This window comes from Sphingobium sp. B11D3D (assembly GCF_025961755.1).
Classification (GTDB): domain Bacteria; phylum Pseudomonadota; class Alphaproteobacteria; order Sphingomonadales; family Sphingomonadaceae; genus Sphingobium.
In genome coordinates this window covers 108,842-127,528 of record NZ_JAOQOG010000001.1, presented here as the reverse complement: position 1 = coordinate 127,528, position 18,687 = coordinate 108,842, and the positions used below count along the sequence as shown (strand labels likewise).

Annotated in this window: 14 protein-coding genes; 12 read left to right on the top strand and 2 right to left on the bottom strand. The window is 63.8% G+C overall.

The genetic code is table 11. The annotated features are described in order from the left end of the window. Positions 1–19 precede the first annotated feature (19 nt). The 12 genes from acs (at position 20) to M2334_RS00570 (ending at position 15,038) form a co-directional block, all read left to right on the top strand. Positions 20–1,963, top strand: a complete 1,944-nt coding sequence (gene acs, locus M2334_RS00625; RefSeq protein WP_264604552.1) for an acetate--CoA ligase — start codon at positions 20–22, stop codon at positions 1,961–1,963. Positions 1,964–2,050: 87 nt separating this feature from the next. Next, positions 2,051–3,583, top strand: coding sequence for an NAD(P)/FAD-dependent oxidoreductase (locus M2334_RS00620; RefSeq protein ID WP_264604551.1), 1,533 nt, complete (start codon positions 2,051–2,053; stop codon positions 3,581–3,583). A 7-nt stretch (positions 3,584–3,590) separates the two neighbouring features. After that, positions 3,591–3,992 (top strand): GtrA family protein, encoded by a 402-nt coding sequence (locus M2334_RS00615; RefSeq protein WP_264606011.1) that lies wholly within the window; start codon positions 3,591–3,593, stop codon positions 3,990–3,992. Beyond that, positions 3,989–5,764, top strand: a complete 1,776-nt coding sequence (locus M2334_RS00610; RefSeq protein WP_264604550.1) for a hypothetical protein — start codon at positions 3,989–3,991, stop codon at positions 5,762–5,764. Before M2334_RS00615 ends, M2334_RS00610 begins: the two co-directional genes overlap by 4 nt. A 152-nt stretch (positions 5,765–5,916) precedes the next feature. After that, positions 5,917–6,471 carry a F0F1 ATP synthase subunit delta gene (locus M2334_RS00605; protein ID WP_264577021.1) on the top strand — a complete coding sequence of 185 codons (555 nt, stop codon included), beginning with the start codon at positions 5,917–5,919 and terminating at the stop codon, positions 6,469–6,471. Positions 6,472–6,501: 30 nt separating this feature from the next. Further along, positions 6,502–8,031, top strand: coding sequence for a F0F1 ATP synthase subunit alpha (atpA, locus tag M2334_RS00600; protein ID WP_264574019.1), 1,530 nt, complete (start codon positions 6,502–6,504; stop codon positions 8,029–8,031). An 84-nt stretch (positions 8,032–8,115) separates the two neighbouring features. Continuing rightward, positions 8,116–8,988: a F0F1 ATP synthase subunit gamma gene (locus M2334_RS00595; protein ID WP_264577745.1), complete on the top strand. Its 873-nt coding sequence runs from the start codon at positions 8,116–8,118 to the stop codon at positions 8,986–8,988. Positions 8,989–9,015: 27 nt separating this feature from the next. Further along, a complete protein-coding gene (gene atpD / locus M2334_RS00590) occupies positions 9,016–10,461 on the top strand; it encodes a F0F1 ATP synthase subunit beta (protein ID WP_264571624.1) in 1,446 nt (481 codons plus the stop codon). Positions 10,462–10,610: 149 nt separating this feature from the next. Then, on the top strand, positions 10,611–10,865 hold the full coding sequence (locus tag M2334_RS00585; protein ID WP_181561055.1) for an ATP synthase F1 subunit epsilon: 255 nt from the start codon (positions 10,611–10,613) through the stop codon (positions 10,863–10,865). A gap of 227 nt (positions 10,866–11,092) precedes the next feature. Then, positions 11,093–12,589: an ArnT family glycosyltransferase gene (locus M2334_RS00580; protein WP_264604549.1), complete on the top strand. Its 1,497-nt coding sequence runs from the start codon at positions 11,093–11,095 to the stop codon at positions 12,587–12,589. Between the two features lie 58 nt (positions 12,590–12,647). Continuing rightward, positions 12,648–14,144: a CpaF family protein gene (locus tag M2334_RS00575; protein ID WP_264571622.1), complete on the top strand. Its 1,497-nt coding sequence runs from the start codon at positions 12,648–12,650 to the stop codon at positions 14,142–14,144. A gap of 87 nt (positions 14,145–14,231) precedes the next feature. Next, on the top strand, positions 14,232–15,038 hold the full coding sequence (locus tag M2334_RS00570) for a class I SAM-dependent methyltransferase (protein ID WP_264604548.1): 807 nt from the start codon (positions 14,232–14,234) through the stop codon (positions 15,036–15,038). Between the two features lie 19 nt (positions 15,039–15,057). On the opposite strand, the gene M2334_RS00565 is transcribed toward M2334_RS00570, so the two are convergent. Then, entirely contained in the window at positions 15,058–15,735 is a 678-nt protein-coding gene (locus M2334_RS00565; protein ID WP_264604547.1) for a DsbA family oxidoreductase, read from the bottom strand. Positions 15,736–15,901: 166 nt separating this feature from the next. Then, positions 15,902–18,577, bottom strand: a complete 2,676-nt coding sequence (gene acnA, locus M2334_RS00560; RefSeq protein ID WP_264604546.1) for an aconitate hydratase AcnA — start codon at positions 18,575–18,577, stop codon at positions 15,902–15,904. Positions 18,578–18,687: the final 110 nt, after the last annotated feature.

The following is an 18,687-nucleotide window of genomic DNA, read 5'->3' as shown; positions in this document are numbered from 1 at the left end:
ACAGTCTTTGGAGAAGTGCGTGAGCCAGCCCCTCTACCCTGTGCCTGCGAATTGGCGCGAGCGCGCCTATGTGACCGGTGACGATTATTCACGCCTGTATGCGCAATCGATTGCAGAGCCGGACAGCTTCTGGCGCAAGGAGGCGGCGCGGCTCGACTGGATCAAGGACTTCACCCAGGTCAAGGACGCCAGCTTCCATGAAGCCGATTTTGGCATCAAATGGTTTGCGGACGGCACGCTCAACATCGCGGCCAATTGCCTCGACCGGCATCTGACGGAGCGCGGCGATGTCCCGGCGATCCTCTGGGCCGGCGACAATCCCGATGAGAGCCGCACGATCACCTATCGCGAATTGCACGGGGAAGTTTGCCGCTTTGCAAATGTGCTGAAGGCGCAAGGCGTCCGCAAGGGCGACCGGGTCACCATCTACATGCCGATGATCCCGGAAGCGGCGATGGCGATGCTCGCCTGTGCCCGCATCGGCGCCATCCACTCGGTGGTGTTCGGTGGCTTCTCGCCCGACAGTCTCGCGGGGCGCATAACCGATTGCGATTCCTCGGTGGTGATCACGGCGGACGAGGGCGTGCGCGGGGGCAAGACCATCCCGCTTAAGGCCAATGTGGATGAAGCGCTGGACGATTGCACCTGCGTGGAGTCGGTGATCGTGGTGCGACGAACCGGCAATGCCGTTGCGATGACAGAGGGCCGCGATCATTGGTATGACGTGCTGCGCGACAGCGTCTCGGACGATTGCCCGGCCGACGAAATCAGCGCCGAGGATCCGCTGTTCATCCTCTACACCTCCGGTTCCACCGGCAAGCCCAAGGGCGTGCTGCACACCAGCGCAGGCTATCTGCTCTGGGCGGCGATGACGCATCATTATGTGTTCGATTACCGCCCCGGCGATATCTATTGGTGCGCCGCCGATATTGGCTGGGTCACTGGCCACAGCTATATCGTCTACGGCCCGCTCGCCAACGGCGCGACGACGGTGATGTTTGAGGGCGTGCCGCATTATCCCGATTTCAGCCGATTCTGGCAGGTGGTCGATCAGTTCAACGTGAGCACCTTCTATGCCGCGCCGACCGCGATTCGCGCCCTGATGCGCGAGGGCGATGCCTGGGTGGAGAAGACCAGCCGCATGAGCCTGCGGATTCTCGGTTCGGTCGGCGAGCCGATCAACCCCGAGGCGTGGGACTGGTATCACCGCGTCGTCGGCGACGGGCGCTGCCCGATCATGGACACCTGGTGGCAGACCGAAACCGGCGGCCACATGATCACCCCCCTCCCCGGCGCGATCGACCTCAAGCCCGGCAGTGCCACCAAGCCCTTCTTCGGCGTGGTGCCGCAGATCGTCGATACCGAAGGCAAGGTCCTCGAAGGCCCGTGCGAGGGCAATCTGGTGATCGCTGAGAGTTGGCCGGGCCAGATGCGCACCGTGTGGGGCGATCATGAGCGCTTCTTCCAGACCTATTTCAGCACCTATCCCGGCAAATATTTCACCGGCGATGGCTGCCGGCGCGATGAGGATGGCTATTACTGGATCACCGGCCGGGTCGATGACGTCATCAACGTCTCCGGCCACCGCATGGGCACGGCCGAGATCGAATCGGCACTGGTTGCGCACGCCAAGGTGGCCGAGGCGGCCGTGGTAGGTATGCCGCACGACATCAAGGGACAGGGCATCTACGCCTATGTCACGCTGAATGTCGGCATCGAGGGCGATGACGAACTACGCAAGGCGCTGGTGCAATGGGTGCGTCACGAGATCGGCCCGATCGCCACGCCCGATGCGATCCAGTTCGCTCCTGCCCTGCCCAAGACCCGCTCGGGCAAGATCATGCGCCGGATTCTCCGCAAGATTGCCGAGGACGCGGTGGATCAGCTTGGCGATACCTCCACGCTAGCGGACCCCGCCGTGGTGGATCACCTCGTCGCCAACCGGCAGCGCCCGGCGCGCTGAGGCACCGAGCGGCGTGGATTAATGGAATATTAGGCAAGATCCTTCACTCCCGGAGTCGACCTATTCGGTTCCGGGGGACCTGCCTGAATGTCGAATTCCGCCCATTCCGTTGATGTGGCCATCATTGGTGCTGGCCCGGCCGGGCTGACTGCCGCCTATCTGCTGACAAAGGCGGGGCTGCGCGTGTCGGTGATCGAGAAGGATACCGCGCAGGTCGGTGGCATCAGCCGCACGGTCGAGCATGAGGGATTCCGCTTCGATATCGGCGGGCACCGCTTCTTTTCGAAATCGCAGGAGGTGGTCGATCTGTGGAACGAGATCCTGCCCCATGATTTCATCGAGCGGCCCCGCATGAGCCGCATCTATTATCAGGGCCGATTCTACAGCTATCCGCTGCGCGCCTTCGAGGCGCTGCGCAATCTCGGCATCATCCGCTCGACCCTGTGCATGCTGAGCTACGCCAAGGCCAAGATCGCGCCGATCAAGCCGGTGCGCAGCTTTGAGGATTGGGTGGTCAACCAGTTTGGTCGCAAGCTCTATTCCATCTTCTTCAAGACCTACACCGAGAAGGTGTGGGGCATGCCGTGCGATACCATGTCCGCCGACTGGGCGGCGCAGCGCATCAAGGGCCTGAGCCTGGGCAAGGCGGTGCTGGATGGCCTCAAGCGCAGCCTTGGCCTCAACAAAAAGCCAAACAACGGTATGGGCGCCAAGACTCTGCTCGAGAACTTCCGCTACCCGCGCCTCGGGCCGGGGATGATGTGGGATGCCGCGCGCGACCGCGTGGTCGAAGGCGGCAATCATGTGCTGATGGGCCACGCCCTCAAGCAGATTCACCGCGATCAGGTGACAGGCCGGTGGCGCGTTACCGCGACGCGGACGGCCGGCGATACAGTCGCGGTCAGTGCCGACCATGTGATCAGCTCCGCGCCGATGCGGGAGCTGGCCAGCCGCATCCATCCGGTGCCCAAGACGCTCGGGCACGCGCTGGCGCTCAACTACCGCGATTTTCTGACAGTCGCGCTGATGATCCGCTCCGAAGACCTGTTTCCGGACAATTGGATCTACATCCACGATCCGCGCGTGAAGGTGGGCCGGGTGCAGAATTTCCGTAGCTGGTCACCCGAAATGGTGCCCGATCCCGATGTCGCTTGCGTGGGCCTGGAATATTTCTGCTTCGAGGGCGACGGGCTCTGGTCATCCAGCGATGACGAGCTGATCGCGCTGGCGACCGAGGAGATGGTGCTGATGGGCCTCATCCGCGCGGATCAGGTGGTCGGCGGCGCCGTGGTGCGTCAGGAGAAAGCCTATCCCGTCTATGACGAGGCTTATGCGGCGAATGTCGCGGCCATTCGCGCCGAGCTGGAAGACAAATATCCCACGCTTCACCTGGTCGGGCGGAACGGGATGCATCGCTATAACAATCAGGATCACGCGATGATGACGGCCATGCTGACCGTGCGCAACATCATCGCCGGCAAGCGGGTATTCGATATCTGGGGCGTCAACGAGGATGCCGAATATCATGAAGCGGGCCATGAGGGCGCCCTGAGCGCGGGAGAGCGTGCGGCGCTGGAGAGCCAGCGGGCCGTGCCCGCCGGGCGCCGCATGGTGGCGTGATCGGGTGATGGGCGCGTTCCTGGCCGGGCTGCTCGGCCACACCTATCTGCGTTATGGTCTTGCCAGCCTCGTCGCGCTGGCTGGGGACGTGGGGCTGTTCATGGCTGGCCTGCACCTGGGAATGGCCCCTGCCGCCGCGGCGGCTTTTGGCTATGTGGCCGGAATCCTCATGCACTGGCTGATCTCCTCGCGTGTGGTCTTCGCGCAAGGCGTGGCTGCGAGCGGCGCGGATCGCGTTCGTCAGAAGGCGCTGTTCGTGGGGTCTGCGCTGATCGGTCTGGCGCTGACGATCGGTATCGTCGCGCTCGGCGCGATGCTCGGGGTGATGCCCCTGCTCGCCAAGGCGCTGGCGGTCGCTGTCAGTTTCCAGGCAACCTATATGCTGCGCAAGGCGATCGTTTTCGCATGACCGCCGGGGATGCTTTGGGCCAGCGCCTCGGGCACGCTGAGCCCTTTTACCGGTACGTGCCGCTCATCTGGCTCTTCGCCATGGCCCTTCTCGCCATTCCCAATTGGACCGAGACAAGGGCGGGTTCGCTCGGCGATCCGGACAATTACATGCGCATGGTCCAGGTCCGCGACTGGCTGAATGGCCAGCCGTGGAGCGACGTCACCCAATATCGCATGAATCTGCCGGCCGGTGGTGACCTGCACTGGTCCCGGCTGGTGGACCTGCCGATCGCTTTGGTGATCGTGCTGCTTCGGCCCCTCGTCGGCCAGCCCATGGCGGACGTCGTCGCTTTGGTGGCGGTGCCTGCCCTGCTCTGTCTCGCCCTGATGCTCGTCATGGGCTGCCTGCTCCGGGATATCGCCGGGCGGGAGGTCGCATTGCTGATGCTCGCCCTGTTGCCCGCGTGCCTCATGGTCGGGCTGCAGTTCGCGCCGATGCGGGTCGATCATCATGGCTGGCAATTGCTGATGGCGGCGTGCGCCCTGCTGGCGTGGACCCGGCCCGGCCGCTGGCCTGCGGTCGGATGCGCGCTGGCTTGTGCGGTCTGGATGCATGTGTCGATCGAGGGCCTGCCTTATGCGGCGCTGTTCGCCGGCCTCTATGCCCTGGCGTTCGTGCGCACCGGCGATCGGCGCATCCATCTGTTCATGGCGGCGCTGATCGGCGCGAGCCTGTTGCTGATTCTCGGCACCCGCGGCGCTGGCCTGATTGTGGAGAGCCATTGCGACGCGATCTCCGCGCCCTACATCGCCGCGCTGTTCATTGCGGGCGCAATGCTCTTCCTGATCGACAGCCTGCTTCGTCCCGCCAATCCAGCGATGCGCCTCGTCCCGCTCATTGTCGGTGGGGCCGGGGCCGCCGCTGCGGTCGTGCTGATCGCGCCCGCCTGTCTGGCCGGGCCATTTGCCGGGCTGGATCCTCTGGTGCGCGATTACTGGTATTATAGCGTCCGCGAGGGCCTGCCCTTTTGGCGACAGGGCGGCGCGTTCGCGACCTTGATGATTCTGGCACCTCTCCCCGGCGTCATCGCCGCTATGTGGCGGGCCTGGGCTTGTCGCCGGTCGCATGATGCAACAACGTGGCTGGGCTTGGCGTTGGCGGCCGCCTTTGCCTGGCTGCTCGGCATGACCGTGATGCGGGCGACAGCGGTGGCAGAGCTCTATGCCCTGCCCGGCATGGCCGCCGCCATTATGCTGCTCGCCGGCCAGCGCCATCGTTTTCGGCCGCGAATCGGCTGGAGCCTCACGATGGCGGGCACCCTTCTCCTCTCGACGGCACTCCCGGCCTATGGGCTCGGCCAGATGCTGTTCCCGCCGGATAAAGGCAGCACCGATGCGCGGACGGATGGCGACTGCCCGACCGCCATCGCCAGCCCCAAGTTCAAGTCTCTGGGATCCGGCCAGATCTTCGCGCCGATCGATATGGGGCCGTTGATTCTCTATCGCACCGATCTCTCGATCGTCGCAGCGGGCTATCATCGGAACAGTGCCGCGATGGCGACGGTCATTCGCGCCTTCACGGCCAAGCCGGACGAGGCGCGCGCGATCGTCCTGGCGACTCCCGCCCAATATCTGCTGCTCTGCCCGACCGCACCGGAAGCGCGCAATTATCTCAAGGCCGCGCCTCACGGCCTTGCTGCCAGTCTGACGGATGGACAGGTGCCGCCTTGGCTGGTCTCCGATGACCGCCTGCAGCAGCCGGGCGCGCGTTTGTACCGCATTTTGCACTGACGCCACGCCTTCCGGCGCATCCGTGCCCGGCCTGTCCCTCCCGACTTGCATCGCAGGGCGACCCCTGCTAACCGCCCCCCCGTGTCAAGGGGGGTGCAGCCGTACCTCCCCTTTTCTGGCGCGATTCAATTCGGACAAGAGGCAAGGCGCGCGTGGAGCATTCCAGCGGTATTCAGGCTAGCTTGGCGGGGCGTTATGCGCTCGCGCTTTTTGAGCTGGCGCGGGACAAGGGGGCGCTCGATTCGGTGGCGGCAAGCCTTGAGACTCTCAAGGCCGCGCTGGCCGAATCGAACGATCTCAAAGCGTTGACGCAGAGCCCGTTGGTCGGCCGCGACAATGCCGCCAAGGCGATCAAGGCCGTGGCGCAGAGCCTCGGGCTCGATTCGCTGACGGAGCGGACGCTGGGCGTACTGGCGCAGAATCGCCGCCTCTCGCAGATTCCTGCCGTGATTCGGGCATTCTCCACGCTGCTCTCTGCCCACCGTGGCGAGACGCGCGCGGAAGTGACCTCCGCCTTCCCGCTGACTCAGGACCAGCAGAATGCGCTGGCCAGGCAGCTTAAGGCGCGCACGGGCCGCGACATGGCTCTTGATCTTACCGTCGATCCCGAAATCATGGGTGGCCTCGTCGTCAAGATGGGCAGCCAGATGATCGACAGCTCGCTCCGTACCCGACTGAACAAGCTCGCCCAGGCGATGCGCGGCTAACGCGCCAAAGAATCCGATGAAAGGCTGAACATGGATATCAACGCCGCAGAAATCTCCAAGGTCATCAAGGACCAGATCGCCAACTTCGGCGCCGAAGCGGAAGTCAGCGAAGTCGGCACCGTGCTCAGCGTCGGTGACGGCATCGCGCGCATCCACGGCCTCGACAAGGTTCAGGCCGGTGAGATGGTCGAGTTCTCCAACGGCGTGCAGGGTATGGCCCTCAACCTGGAAGCCGACAATGTCGGCGTCGTGATCTTCGGCTCGGACGCCGAGATCAAGGAAGGTGACGTCGTCAAGCGGACCGGCACCATCGTGGACGTTCCGGTCGGCAAGGGCTTGCTCGGCCGCGTGGTCGACGGCCTCGGCAACCCCATTGACGGCAAGGGCCCGATCCAGTCGGACCTGCGTTCGCGCGTCGAGGTGAAGGCGCCGGGCATCATTCCCCGCAAGTCGGTGCATGAGCCGGTGCAGACCGGCCTCAAGGCCATTGACGCGCTGGTGCCGATCGGCCGTGGTCAGCGCGAGCTGATCATCGGTGACCGCCAGACCGGCAAGACCGCTGTCGCGATCGATACCTTCATCAACCAGAAGGGCCCGAACGCCGGCACCGACGAGAGCAAGAAGCTCTACTGCATCTATGTCGCCGTCGGCCAGAAGCGCTCGACCGTTGCGCAGATCGTCCGTCAGCTCGAAGAGAATGGCGCAATGGAATATTCCATCGTCATTGCCGCGACTGCTTCCGAGCCGGCGCCGCTGCAGTTCCTCGCGCCCTATACCGGCGCCGCGATGGGCGAGTATTTCCGCGACAATGGCATGCACGCCGTGATCGTGTTCGACGACCTTTCCAAGCAGGCCGTCGCCTATCGCCAGATGTCGCTGCTGCTGCGTCGTCCTCCGGGCCGCGAAGCCTATCCGGGCGACGTGTTCTATCTGCACAGCCGTCTGCTCGAGCGCGCCGCCAAGATGAACGACGCCAATGGCGCCGGTTCGCTCACCGCGCTGCCGATCATCGAGACGCAGGCCGGCGACGTGTCCGCCTACATCCCGACCAACGTGATCTCGATCACCGACGGTCAGATCTTCCTCGAAACGAACCTGTTCTACCAGGGCATCCGTCCCGCCATTAACGTGGGTCTCTCGGTGTCCCGCGTGGGTTCGGCGGCGCAGACCAAGGCGATGAAGAAGGTGTCCGGCTCGATCAAGCTGGAGCTGGCCCAGTATCGCGAAATGGCGGCATTCGCCCAGTTCGGTTCGGACCTCGACGCCTCGACGCAGAAGCTGCTGAATCGCGGTGCGCGCCTGACCGAGCTGCTCAAGCAGCCGCAGTTCTCGCCGCTGCCTTTCGAGGAGCAGACCGTGTCGATCTTCGCCGGCACCAATGGCTATCTCGATGGCATCGCGACCAGCGACGTCACCCGCTACGAGGCGGCGATGCTGGCCCATATGCGCGCGCATCATGCGGATATCCTGACCGCGATTCGCGACAGCCGTGACCTCGGCGACGATGTGAAGGCCAAGGTCAAGGACGTGCTGGACGCGTTCGGCAAGACGTTCGCCTGAGATGGTTCGCATCCCCATCGGCCTAGCCGGTGGGGACCTGATGCCGGCATGACCGGCACGACGATGAAAAGGTAGGTTGAGCCAGTGGCTTCGCTCAAGGAACTCAAGGGTCGGATCGCCTCGGTCAAGTCGACCCAGAAGATCACCAAGGCCAAGCAGATGGTCGCTGCGGCCAAGCTGCGCAAGGCGCAGGCGGCGGCCGAAGCCGGGCGCCCCTATGCCCAGCGGCTCGAGAAGGTCGTTGCCAGTCTTGCTGGCAAGGTGACCGGCGACAGCGCACCGCGCCTGCTTGCGGGCACGGGCAAGGACGACGTGCATCTGCTCGTTGTGGCCAATGGCGACAAGGGTTTGGCGGGTGCCTTCAACGCCAACATCGTCAAGGCGGCTGTCGCCAAGGCGCGCGTGCTGATCGCACAGGGCAAGACGGTGAAGTTCTACCTCATCGGCCGCAAGGGTCGCGCGGTGATCGCGCGCACCTTCCCCGGCCTCATCGCCGGTCAGTTCGATACGACGGACGTGCGCACGCCCGGTTTCGACGAGGCGCAGGCCGTCGCGCAGGACATCTCCGAGCGCTTCTTCGCCGGCGAGTTCGACGTGGCGCACCTCTTCTATGCCGCGTTCCGCTCGCCGCTGGTGCAGATCCCCACCGAGCAGCAGATCATCCCGGTCGCTGTGCCGGCGGATGCGCCCGCCTCTTCGGGCGCCGCCGTCGAATATGAGCCGGACGAGGAAGCGATCCTCGCGGATCTTCTTCCGCGCAACATCACCATCCAGATCTTCAAGGCGTTGCTGGAGAACATGGCCAGCGAGCAGGGCGCATCGATGACCGCGATGGACAATGCGACGCGCAACGCTGGCGATCTCATCAATCGTCTGACGATCGAGTACAACCGCAGCCGTCAGGCCGCGATCACCACCGAGCTGGTGGAAATCATTTCGGGCGCAGAAGCGCTTTAACGGACAAGCAGGCAAGGAAGCAGAGACATGGCAGCCACCAACAATGTCGGCAAGATCAGCCAGGTGATCGGCGCCGTCGTCGACGTGATCTTCGAGGATCGGCTCCCGGCGATTCTCTCGGCGCTCGAGACGGACAATAACGGCCAGCGGCTGGTGCTCGAAGTGGCGCAGCATCTGGGCGAGAACACCGTGCGCACCATTGCCATGGACGCGACCGACGGTCTGACCCGCGGTCAGGACGTGAGGGATACCGGCGCGCAGATCTCGGTGCCGGTCGGCCCGATGACGCTCGGCCGCATTCTCAACGTGATTGGCGAGCCGATCGACGAGCGTGGCCCGGTGAATGCCGCGACCACCGCGCCGATCCACGCCAAGGCACCGGAGTTCGTCGACCAGTCGACCGAGACCAGCATTCTGGCGACGGGCATCAAGGTCATCGATCTGCTCGCACCTTATGCCAAGGGCGGCAAGATCGGCCTGTTTGGCGGCGCCGGCGTGGGCAAGACCGTGCTCATCCAGGAGCTGATCAACAACATCGCCAAGGGCCATGGCGGCACCTCGGTGTTCGCCGGCGTTGGCGAGCGCACGCGCGAAGGCAACGATCTCTACCACGAGTTCCTCGATGCCGGCGTTATCGCCAAGGATGCCGACGGCAACCCGACGCCGGAAGGTTCCAAGGTGGCGCTGGTGTTCGGCCAGATGAACGAGCCCCCGGGCGCCCGTGCGCGCGTCGCGCTCTCGGGCCTGACGATCGCCGAATATTTCCGCGACCAGGAAGGGCAGGACGTGCTCTTCTTCGTCGACAACATCTTCCGCTTCACGCAGGCCGGCTCGGAAGTGTCCGCTCTGCTCGGCCGTATTCCTTCGGCCGTGGGCTATCAGCCGACGCTTGCGACCGACATGGGCGCGCTGCAGGAGCGCATCACCTCCACCAACAAGGGTTCGATCACCTCGGTGCAGGCTATTTACGTGCCGGCAGACGACTTGACCGACCCGGCGCCGGCCACCAGCTTCGCGCACCTTGACGCTACGACCGTGCTCAACCGCGCGATCTCGGAGCTGGGCATCTACCCGGCCGTCGACCCGCTCGACTCGACCAGCCGCGTGCTGACCGCTGCCGTCGTGGGCCAGGAGCATTACGACACGGCCCGCCGCGTTCAGGAGACGCTGCAGAAGTATAAGTCGCTGCAGGACATCATCGCGATTCTGGGCATGGACGAACTGTCCGAAGAGGATAAGCTCACCGTTGCCCGTGCGCGCAAGATCCAGCGCTTCCTCTCGCAGCCCTTCCACGTCGCCGAGGTGTTCACCGGCATTCCGGGCAAGTTCGTCCAGATCGAAGACACGGTGAAGAGCTTCAAGGCCGTGGTCGACGGTGAGTATGACCATCTGCCCGAGGCCGCCTTCTACATGGTCGGCGGCATCGACGAAGCCATCGAGAAGGGCAAGAAGCTGGCGGCGGAAGCAGCCTGATCTGACGGCTTGAAGCGCCTTTCGCCAATGGCGGGAGGCGCCGGCGCTCCCTCGCGAGGCGCAATCGAAACAGGGTCGGCGCCGGGCATGTTCCGCCGGCGGGACCATTCCACCCTTTACCCCTCCGATGTGAGGGGGGAGAGAAGACCATGGCACTGCACTTCGAACTCGTGACCCCTGAGAAGCTCGTCCTCTCGCAGGACGTCCACATGGTCGTCGTGCCCGGCACCGAGGGCGAATTCGGCGTGCTGGAAGGCCACGCGCCCTTCATGTCCACCGTCAAGGACGGCGCCCTCAAGGTCTACGACCGCGACGGCGCTGAGCCACGCGTGATCATGGTCGAAGGGGGCTTTGCGGAAGTGAGCGAAGCTGGCCTGACGGTGCTGGCTGAGAAGGCTGGGTAAGAGTAACTGACAAAAGTCCCAATACGGTTTTTTAACCGTATTCGCTGCAAGGCCAATGCAGCGGTGTATCGGCCTGTTGCGATAATCCGCCAGGGTTTCGCGATATGCAGCATGTGCGCGTTCAGTCAAAAGCTCCAGCGCAACGATCGCGCTTAGCAACATACCCCAAGAAGATATCGCAGTTCGTCCGACGGCATCAGTCTATACTGATCGGAGCGGCTTTGCTCTTGGCCACCGTCGTGACCCGTGCTCCATGGTTTGGCGACCTCGCTTATCATGAAGACGAGAACTATTATCTCGTTTTCGCAAAGGCGATGCATCAGGGTGCAGTTCCCTATGTGGATGTATGGGACCGCAAGCCATTCGGTCTTTTCATAATCTACTGGCTGATCGCGTTTCTTCCGGGAAATGGCATCGAGGCCACCCAGCTGGTTGCGGGGCTTTTTGCCTTCTGCACCGCCCTCACCATTTCCAGTATCGTCCGCCGCTTCTATCCGGCTATTCCTGCCTGCTTCGCCGGCGTGGCTTACCTCGCTTGCTTGCCGATGTTGATCGGAGCAGGAGGCCAATCGCCGGTCTTCTACAACCTCTTCATTATCCTTGCCGTTTCATTGTTGCTGCCTTCAGCCGACCGGCAGGGTCCGGATGAAATGCCAATCCGCCGAGCGTATATCGCGATGCTTTTGTGCGGCCTTGCGATCACCGTGAAACCGACGGCGATCGTCGAGGGCGTTTTTCTGGGCATTGTGGCAGCCTACCATGCGCTCCGGCCGGCCAGCCCCTCGGGCCGAATCCGATGGGTAAGGATCGTCCAGTTCGCGCTTCTCGGCGCTGCGCCAACGCTCATGATCTTCTTTGGCTTTGCGGCGATCGGGAAATTCGAAGACTATTGGTTTGCCTCCATCCGCTCAGTGGGCTTGAAAGCGCCTCAGTCTCTCGACGTGACAATCCAGGTTGCCAAATGGCTTGGCCTTATTCTCTGTCCGTTGATTTTGATGAGTGTTGCAGGCGCGCATTACCTCGTCCGTACGCCAGACAAGAAGACCGTTGCTGTCTTTCTGGTCTGTTGGATGTTCGCTGCGCTGGGCGGGTTTCTCATGATTCCCAACTTCTGGGATCATTATGCGTTGCCCCTCTTGCCACCTCTGGTCGTGCTGGCTTCGCCCATATTCGCGCGCAAAGGGACCGGTTTCCTTTGGCTCTTGGTCCTTATCATCTGGGCGGCACTCATAAGCGGGTGGCCAGATCGCTCTCGTGTTTTGGAGCGCAGAGGATACATCGAGCAGCTTGCGAGGGCAATTGACGGTGCCCGCCATGGAGGTTGCTTCTACCTGTTTGAAGGGCCGCCCGTTCTGTACGCACTCACAGATGCCTGTCACGTGACGAGCAGGCTGTTCCCGCAGCATATGAGCTTTTCGCTGGAAAGCCCCGCCATCGGACTCGATCCTTCCGAGGAAATGCGGCGAATTCTCTCACGTCGCCCGGCGGTGATCGCGTTGTCACACACCCCTCTCGTGCGCCCGCACAACGAAGCGACGCGCGCTATTCTCATGCAGGGCTTGCAGCGCAATTATCGTTTGATAGCAAGGCTTCCAATGAACGAGGCCCATCGGCCCCGTTATGAAATGGAGGTCTGGGCGTTGCCCGCCCCCCCGCCGCACCGCCGTTTCACTGCACCTGGGTCGAAATCCGACCACCTCTTAGCATTTTCCAAACAGTTCTGAGCGTAAATCAAGCGCAATGGTCGGCGCATGCCGACGACAGCTGAAAGCAGACCTGTCGATGAATGCATTTGGACGAAAGACCGGTTTAGGCGCCAAGTCGTCCTTTGGGGTTGCGCGGCCGATGCATGGGGGCGTTCCCTCAGCCAGTCCAGCCGTCGCGCCGCTAGAACCAGCCGCGCCAGATATTTCCCCTGCTGGCGTAGGCTCCACCCCCGACCGCCACGCCGATGCCCTCGGGCGCCTGAATGAGCGGATGAATTCCGAGCATGCGCAGACCGATCATTCGCAGGGTTTCGAGGCCAACGTCCATCGCATCAAGGAGCAGGTGCTGCCGCGCTTGCTGGAGCGGGTAGATCCGGAGGCGGCGGCGACGCTGACCAAGGATGAGCTGGCCGAGGAATTCCGGCCGATCATCATGGAGGTGCTGGCGCAGCTCAAGCTCACGCTCAACCGGCGCGAGCAGTTTGCACTGGAGAAGGTGCTGGTTGATGAGCTGCTCGGGTTCGGGCCGCTCGAGGAGTTGCTGGCCGACCCGGATATCAGCGACATCATGGTCAACGGCCCGGCCCAGACCTACATCGAGAAGAAGGGCAAGCTGCAGCTCGCGCAGATTCATTTCCGCGATGAGGAGCATCTGTTCCAGATCGCCCAGCGCATCGTGAACCAAGTCGGCCGCCGGGTCGACCAGACCACGCCGCTAGCCGACGCGCGCTTGCCGGACGGTAGCCGCGTCAACGTGATCGTGCCGCCGCTCTCCTTGCGCGGTACGGCGATCTCGATTCGTAAGTTCGCCGCCAAGCCGATCACGCTGGACATCATGGCGCGGGGCGACTCGATGTCCGACAAGATGGCGACGGCGCTCAAGATCGCCGGGGCCTGCCGGTTCAACATCGTGATTTCGGGGGGCACCGGCTCGGGCAAGACGACGATGCTGAATGCCCTCTCCAAGATGATCGATCCGGGCGAGCGCGTGATCACCATCGAGGACGCGGCGGAACTGCGTCTCCAGCAGCCGCATTGGCTGCCGCTCGAAACCCGGCCACCGAATCTGGAAGGGCAGGGGGCGATCACTATCGGCGATCTGGTCAAGAACGCCCTGCGTATGCGGCCGGACCGCATCATCCTGGGCGAAATTCGTGGCGCGGAATGCTTCGATCTGCTCGCGGCCATGAATACCGGCCATGACGGCTCCATGTGTACGCTCCACTCCAACAGCCCGCGCGAATGCCTGGGCCGTATGGAGAACATGATCCTGATGGGCGACATCAAAATCCCCAAGGAAGCCATTTCCAAGCAGATCGCCGATTCGGTGGACCTGATCGTGCAGGTGAAGCGCCTGCGCGACGGCTCGCGGCGCGTCACGAACGTCACCGAGGTGATCGGCATGGAAGGCGACGTGATCGTCACCCAGGAGCTGTTCAAGTTCGAGTATCTGGATGAAGATGCGGACGGGCGGATCATCGGCGAATATCGCTCGATGGGCCTGCGCCCCTATACGCTGGAGAAGGCGCGCGGGTTCGGCTTCGATCAGGCGCTGCTGGAAGCCTGCCTCTAAGGGCAGCGCGTTCGTCCGTCATTGGGTTGCGCTCCGTCCGGGCTTCCGACATCTTGCCGCATAACGCCCCTCACGGAGAGACACCCCATGCCTTTCAGGACATCCCTCATGCTCGCCGGTGCGTTTCTGCTGGCTGGCAGTGCCGTCGCCACCGCTCCGGTACTGGCGGCTACCGAGGCAGCCGTCGCCATCAAGCCGGACATCGCCGCAGCCGTGGCTGCGCCGACCCGCACAGCCAGCAATGTTGCACGCGACACATATCGCCACCCGGCCGAAACGCTGAGCTTCTTCGGCGTGAGCGGCAATCAGACAGTCGTCGAATATTTCCCCTCCGGTGGCTGGTATCTCGAGATTCTCGCTCCTTTGGCGGCCAAGGGTGGCGGCACCTATTATGGCGTCCAGCCCGGCGGGCAGGGGCGCCAGTCCACAGAGAAGCTGATCGCATCCAATTCCGCGCTCTATGGCGGGGTGAAGCTGGTCGAGCTGACCGAGGTGCCAGATGGCGCGGCGGATACTGTGCTCACCTTCCGCAATGTCCACAATATGGTCATGCGCGGCAATGGTGGCGAGATTTTCGGCCAGTTCTTCCGGATGCTCAAGCCCGGTGGCGTGCTGGGCGTGGTCGATCATCGCCTGCCCGAAGACCGCGACACCGCGGCCGAGAAGACGAGCGGCTATCTGAAAGTCTCGACGGTCCGCAAGTTGGCTGAAGATGCCGGCTTCGTTCTGGAGGCAAGTTCCGACGTGAACGCCAATCCGCGCGACACGGCCGATTGGGCCACCGGCGTCTGGACGCTGCCGCCGACCCTGCGCAATGGCGCGGTCGATCGGGACAAATATCTGGCGGTGGGCGAAAGCGACCGCATGACGTTGCGGTTCCGCAAGCCCGGCTAAGCGGCACGGCCCCGCGCTTTTACGCGGGGGCGGGCGGGTTGCCGTCCGATTGCGGCTGTGCGGCGATCTGGCGTAACGCCTGCTCATAGGCCTCGGCGGGCTGCGCGCCGGAGATCAGGTAGCGACCGTCGATGATCGCTGCCGGCACGCCTGTCACGCCGCGGGTCTGCCAGAGATATTCGGCTTGGCGCACATCATTGGCATATTGGTCCGAGCCGAGAACCGCGCTTGCTGAATCCCGGTCCAGCCCGGCTTGCTCGGCGGCGTCGAGGAGCACGTCAGCGGTCGCGATATTCTCGTTGCGGCTGTGATAAGCCTCGAACAAGGCTCGCGCAAGGGCCGGCTGCCGGCCCTGCAGCCCTGCCCAATGCATCAGGCGATGGGCATTGAAGCTGTTGTAGACGCGCGTCTCCAGCGAGGTCTTCATCTTGAAGCCCAAAGCGGCGGCGCGATCGCTCACCACGGCGCGGCGCTGGAGGATCTCGTCGGGCGTCGATCCATAAGCCTGCGCAAGATGATCAACGACGGTGCGGCCCTCCGGCGCCATATCCGGGCTGAGCTCGAACGGTTGGAAATGCAGATCGACATCGACGTCCCCTGCCAGGCGACCGATCGCCTCTTCAAGTCCGAGCAGGCCCAGCACGCACCAGGGGCAGGCGATATCGGATACGAAGTCTATTCTGAGGGTGCGGGTCATGGTCTCTCCTGATCGCGACGAATGTAGCGGAGGGGAGGGGGAGCACAACCCCGGCGAGGGCCTGTCTACCGCTGCCGCCCGGACATGATGAAGGGGCGACAGACTATCGTCCATCGCCCCTTCATGTTGATCGTCGGCCGGGTCAGCGTGCCCGGCGATCTGCGTCTCAGGCCGCCAGCTTGCGCAGCACGTAGGGCAGGATGCCGCCGTTGAGGAAGTAATCCAGCTCGTTCACCGTATCGATGCGGCATAGCGCCTCGAAGGTGAAGCTGGTGCCGTCCGCGCGGCGCGCTTCCACCGTCACCGTCTGGCGCGGCTTAAGGCCGGCGACGTTGCGGATGGTGAAGCTCTCGTCGCCCGTGAGGCCCAGCGTCTCGCGGTTCGTGCCCTCGGGGAACTGCAGCGGCAGTACGCCCATGCCGACGAGGTTGGAGCGGTGGATGCGCTCGAAGCTCTCGGCCACGACCGCACGCACGCCGAGCAGGCGCGTACCCTTGGCCGCCCAGTCACGCGAGGAGCCGGTGCCATATTCCTTGCCGGCGATGACGACGAGCGGCGTGCCGTCGGCCTCATGCTTCATGGCTGCGTCATAGATCGGCATCACTTCGCCGGCATAGCTGGTCATGCCGCCTTCCACGCCGTCCAGCATCAGGTTCTTGATGCGGATGTTGGCGAAGGTGCCGCGCATCATCACTTCATGATGGCCGCGACGCGAGCCGTAGCTGTTGAAGTCGGCGGGTGCGACCTGCCGTTCCTGCAGCCACTGGCCGGCCGGGCTGGCCGCCTTGATCGAGCCGGCCGGAGAGATGTGGTCGGTGGTGATCGAATCGCCGAAGATGGCGAGCGGCTTGGCGTCGATGATGTCGGCGACCGGCGCGGGCGTCATCTCCATGCCCTCGAAATAGGGCGGGTTGGCGACATAGGTGCTGCCGGCGCGCCACGCATAGGTATCCGAGCCGGTCACGTCGATCGCCTGCCAGCGCTCATCGCCGGTGAAGACGGCGGCATAGCGGCTCTGGAACATGTCGCGCGTGAGCGCGCCTTCCATCACCGAGCGGACTTCCTCGTTCGAGGGCCAGATGTCCTTGAGATAGACGTCCGTGCCATCGCTGCCCTGGCCGATCGGCGTCTCGACAAAATCGGTCGTGACCGTGCCCTTGAGCGCATAAGCCACCACGAGGGGCGGGGACGCGAGGAAGTTGGCGCGCACATCCGGGCTCACGCGCCCTTCGAAGTTGCGGTTGCCCGAAAGGACCGAGGCGGCGACGATGTCGTTGCCGTTGATCGCCTTGCTGATCGGATCGGCGAGCGGGCCGCTGTTGCCGATGCAGGTCGTACAGCCATAGCCGACGAGATTGAAGCCGACGGCATCCAGATAGTTCTGGAGACCCGCCTTCTCGAGATAGTCGGTGACCACCTGCGAGCCGGGTGCGAGGCTGGTCTTCACCCACGGCTTGGGCTTGAGGCCCTTTTCGGTGGCCTTCTTGGCGACCAGACCGGCGGCGACGAGGACGCTCGGGTTGGAGGTGTTGGTGCAACTGGTGATCGCGGCGATCACAACGTCGCCGTCACCAATGTCATGCGCCGCGCCCTCGACGGGCACGCGCACGGCGGCGTCCTTCTTGTAGACCTTGGCGAGGTCGGCGTTGAAGACCTCGTCCACCTGCGTGAGGATCACCTTGTCCTGCGGGCGCTTGGGGCCGGCGAGGCTGGGCACGACCGAGCCCATGTCCAGCTCCAGCGTGTCGGTGAAGATGGGGTCGGCAGCTTCGGGGTCGAGCCAGAAGCCCTGCACCTTGGCATAGGCCTCGACCAGCGCGATCTGGTCTTCGTCACGGCCGGTGAGGCGCATGTAATCGAGCGTCTTGCCGTCGATCGGGAAGAAGCCGCAGGTCGCGCCATATTCCGGCGCCATGTTGGCGATGGTCGCACGGTCGGCGAGACTGAGCGCCGAAACGCCGGGACCGTAGAACTCGACGAAGCGGCCCACCACGCCCTTGGCGCGAAGCATCTGCGTGACCGTGAGCACGAGGTCGGTGGCGGTGATGCCCTCGGCCAGCGTGCCGGTCAGCTTGAAGCCGACGACCTCGGGAATGAGCATGGAAACCGGCTGGCCGAGCATCGCCGCTTCGGCCTCAATGCCGCCGACGCCCCAGCCGAGCACGCCAAGGCCATTGATCATCGTCGTATGGCTGTCCGTGCCGACGCAGGTGTCCGGATAGGCCACCGTTTCGCCATTGGCGTCGACCGAGGTCCACACGGCCTGTGCGACATGCTCCAGATTGACCTGGTGGCAGATGCCGGTGCCGGGAGGAACGACCTTGAAGTTGTCGAGGCTCTTCGAGCCCCATTTGAGGAAGTCATAGCGCTCGGCGTTGCGCTGATATTCCAGCGCGACATTGTCCTCGAACGCCTTGGGCGTGCCGAACTCGTCGACCATCACCGAGTGATCGATGACGAGGTGGACAGGCACCTGCGGGTTGATCTTGCTGGCGTCCGCGCCGAGCGCGTTCATCGCGTCGCGCATCGCGGCGAGGTCGACCACGCAGGGCACGCCGGTGAAATCCTGCATCAGCACGCGCGCGGGGCGATACTGGATCTCGTTGCTGGAGGCCGTGGGGTTCTTGAGCCAGTCGATGACCGCCTGCGCATCGCTGGTGGTGACAGTGACGCCATCCTCGAAGCGGAGCATGTTCTCCAACAGCACCTTCATCGAGAAGGGAAGGCGCGAGCAATCGCCGAGCTTCGCGGCGGCCTTCGCCAGCGAGTAATAGCCATAGCGCTTGCCACCGACATCCAGTGTGTCGCGCGTGCCAAGCGTATCCTGTCCGATCGCGGTCATCAGCGGGTCTCCTCGAAAAATATCAGTGGCTGGCACTCCGCATGGTTCTAGCCGTTCAGTGCGGTCGCAGCGCAGGGCGTTTTGATCGGTTGGGCCATAACGGTTCAATG

What these genes read in the sequence shown, in the direction of transcription:
- M2334_RS00620 (WP_264604551.1), top strand. Translation starts at nt 2,051, where the DNA reads ATGTCGAATTCCGCCCATTCCGTTGATGTGGCCATCATTGGTGCTGGC.
- atpA (WP_264574019.1), top strand. Translation starts at nt 6,502, where the DNA reads ATGGATATCAACGCCGCAGAAATCTCCAAGGTCATCAAGGACCAGATC.
- acnA (WP_264604546.1), bottom strand. Translation starts at nt 18,577, where the DNA reads ATGACCGCGATCGGACAGGATACGCTTGGCACGCGCGACACACTGGAT.
- M2334_RS00570 (WP_264604548.1), top strand. Translation starts at nt 14,232, where the DNA reads ATGCCTTTCAGGACATCCCTCATGCTCGCCGGTGCGTTTCTGCTGGCT.
- atpD (WP_264571624.1), top strand. Translation starts at nt 9,016, where the DNA reads ATGGCAGCCACCAACAATGTCGGCAAGATCAGCCAGGTGATCGGCGCC.
- M2334_RS00610 (WP_264604550.1), top strand. Translation starts at nt 3,989, where the DNA reads ATGACCGCCGGGGATGCTTTGGGCCAGCGCCTCGGGCACGCTGAGCCC.
- M2334_RS00585 (WP_181561055.1), top strand. Translation starts at nt 10,611, where the DNA reads ATGGCACTGCACTTCGAACTCGTGACCCCTGAGAAGCTCGTCCTCTCG.
- M2334_RS00575 (WP_264571622.1), top strand. Translation starts at nt 12,648, where the DNA reads ATGAATGCATTTGGACGAAAGACCGGTTTAGGCGCCAAGTCGTCCTTT.
- M2334_RS00615 (WP_264606011.1), top strand. Translation starts at nt 3,591, where the DNA reads ATGGGCGCGTTCCTGGCCGGGCTGCTCGGCCACACCTATCTGCGTTAT.
- M2334_RS00565 (WP_264604547.1), bottom strand. Translation starts at nt 15,735, where the DNA reads ATGACCCGCACCCTCAGAATAGACTTCGTATCCGATATCGCCTGCCCC.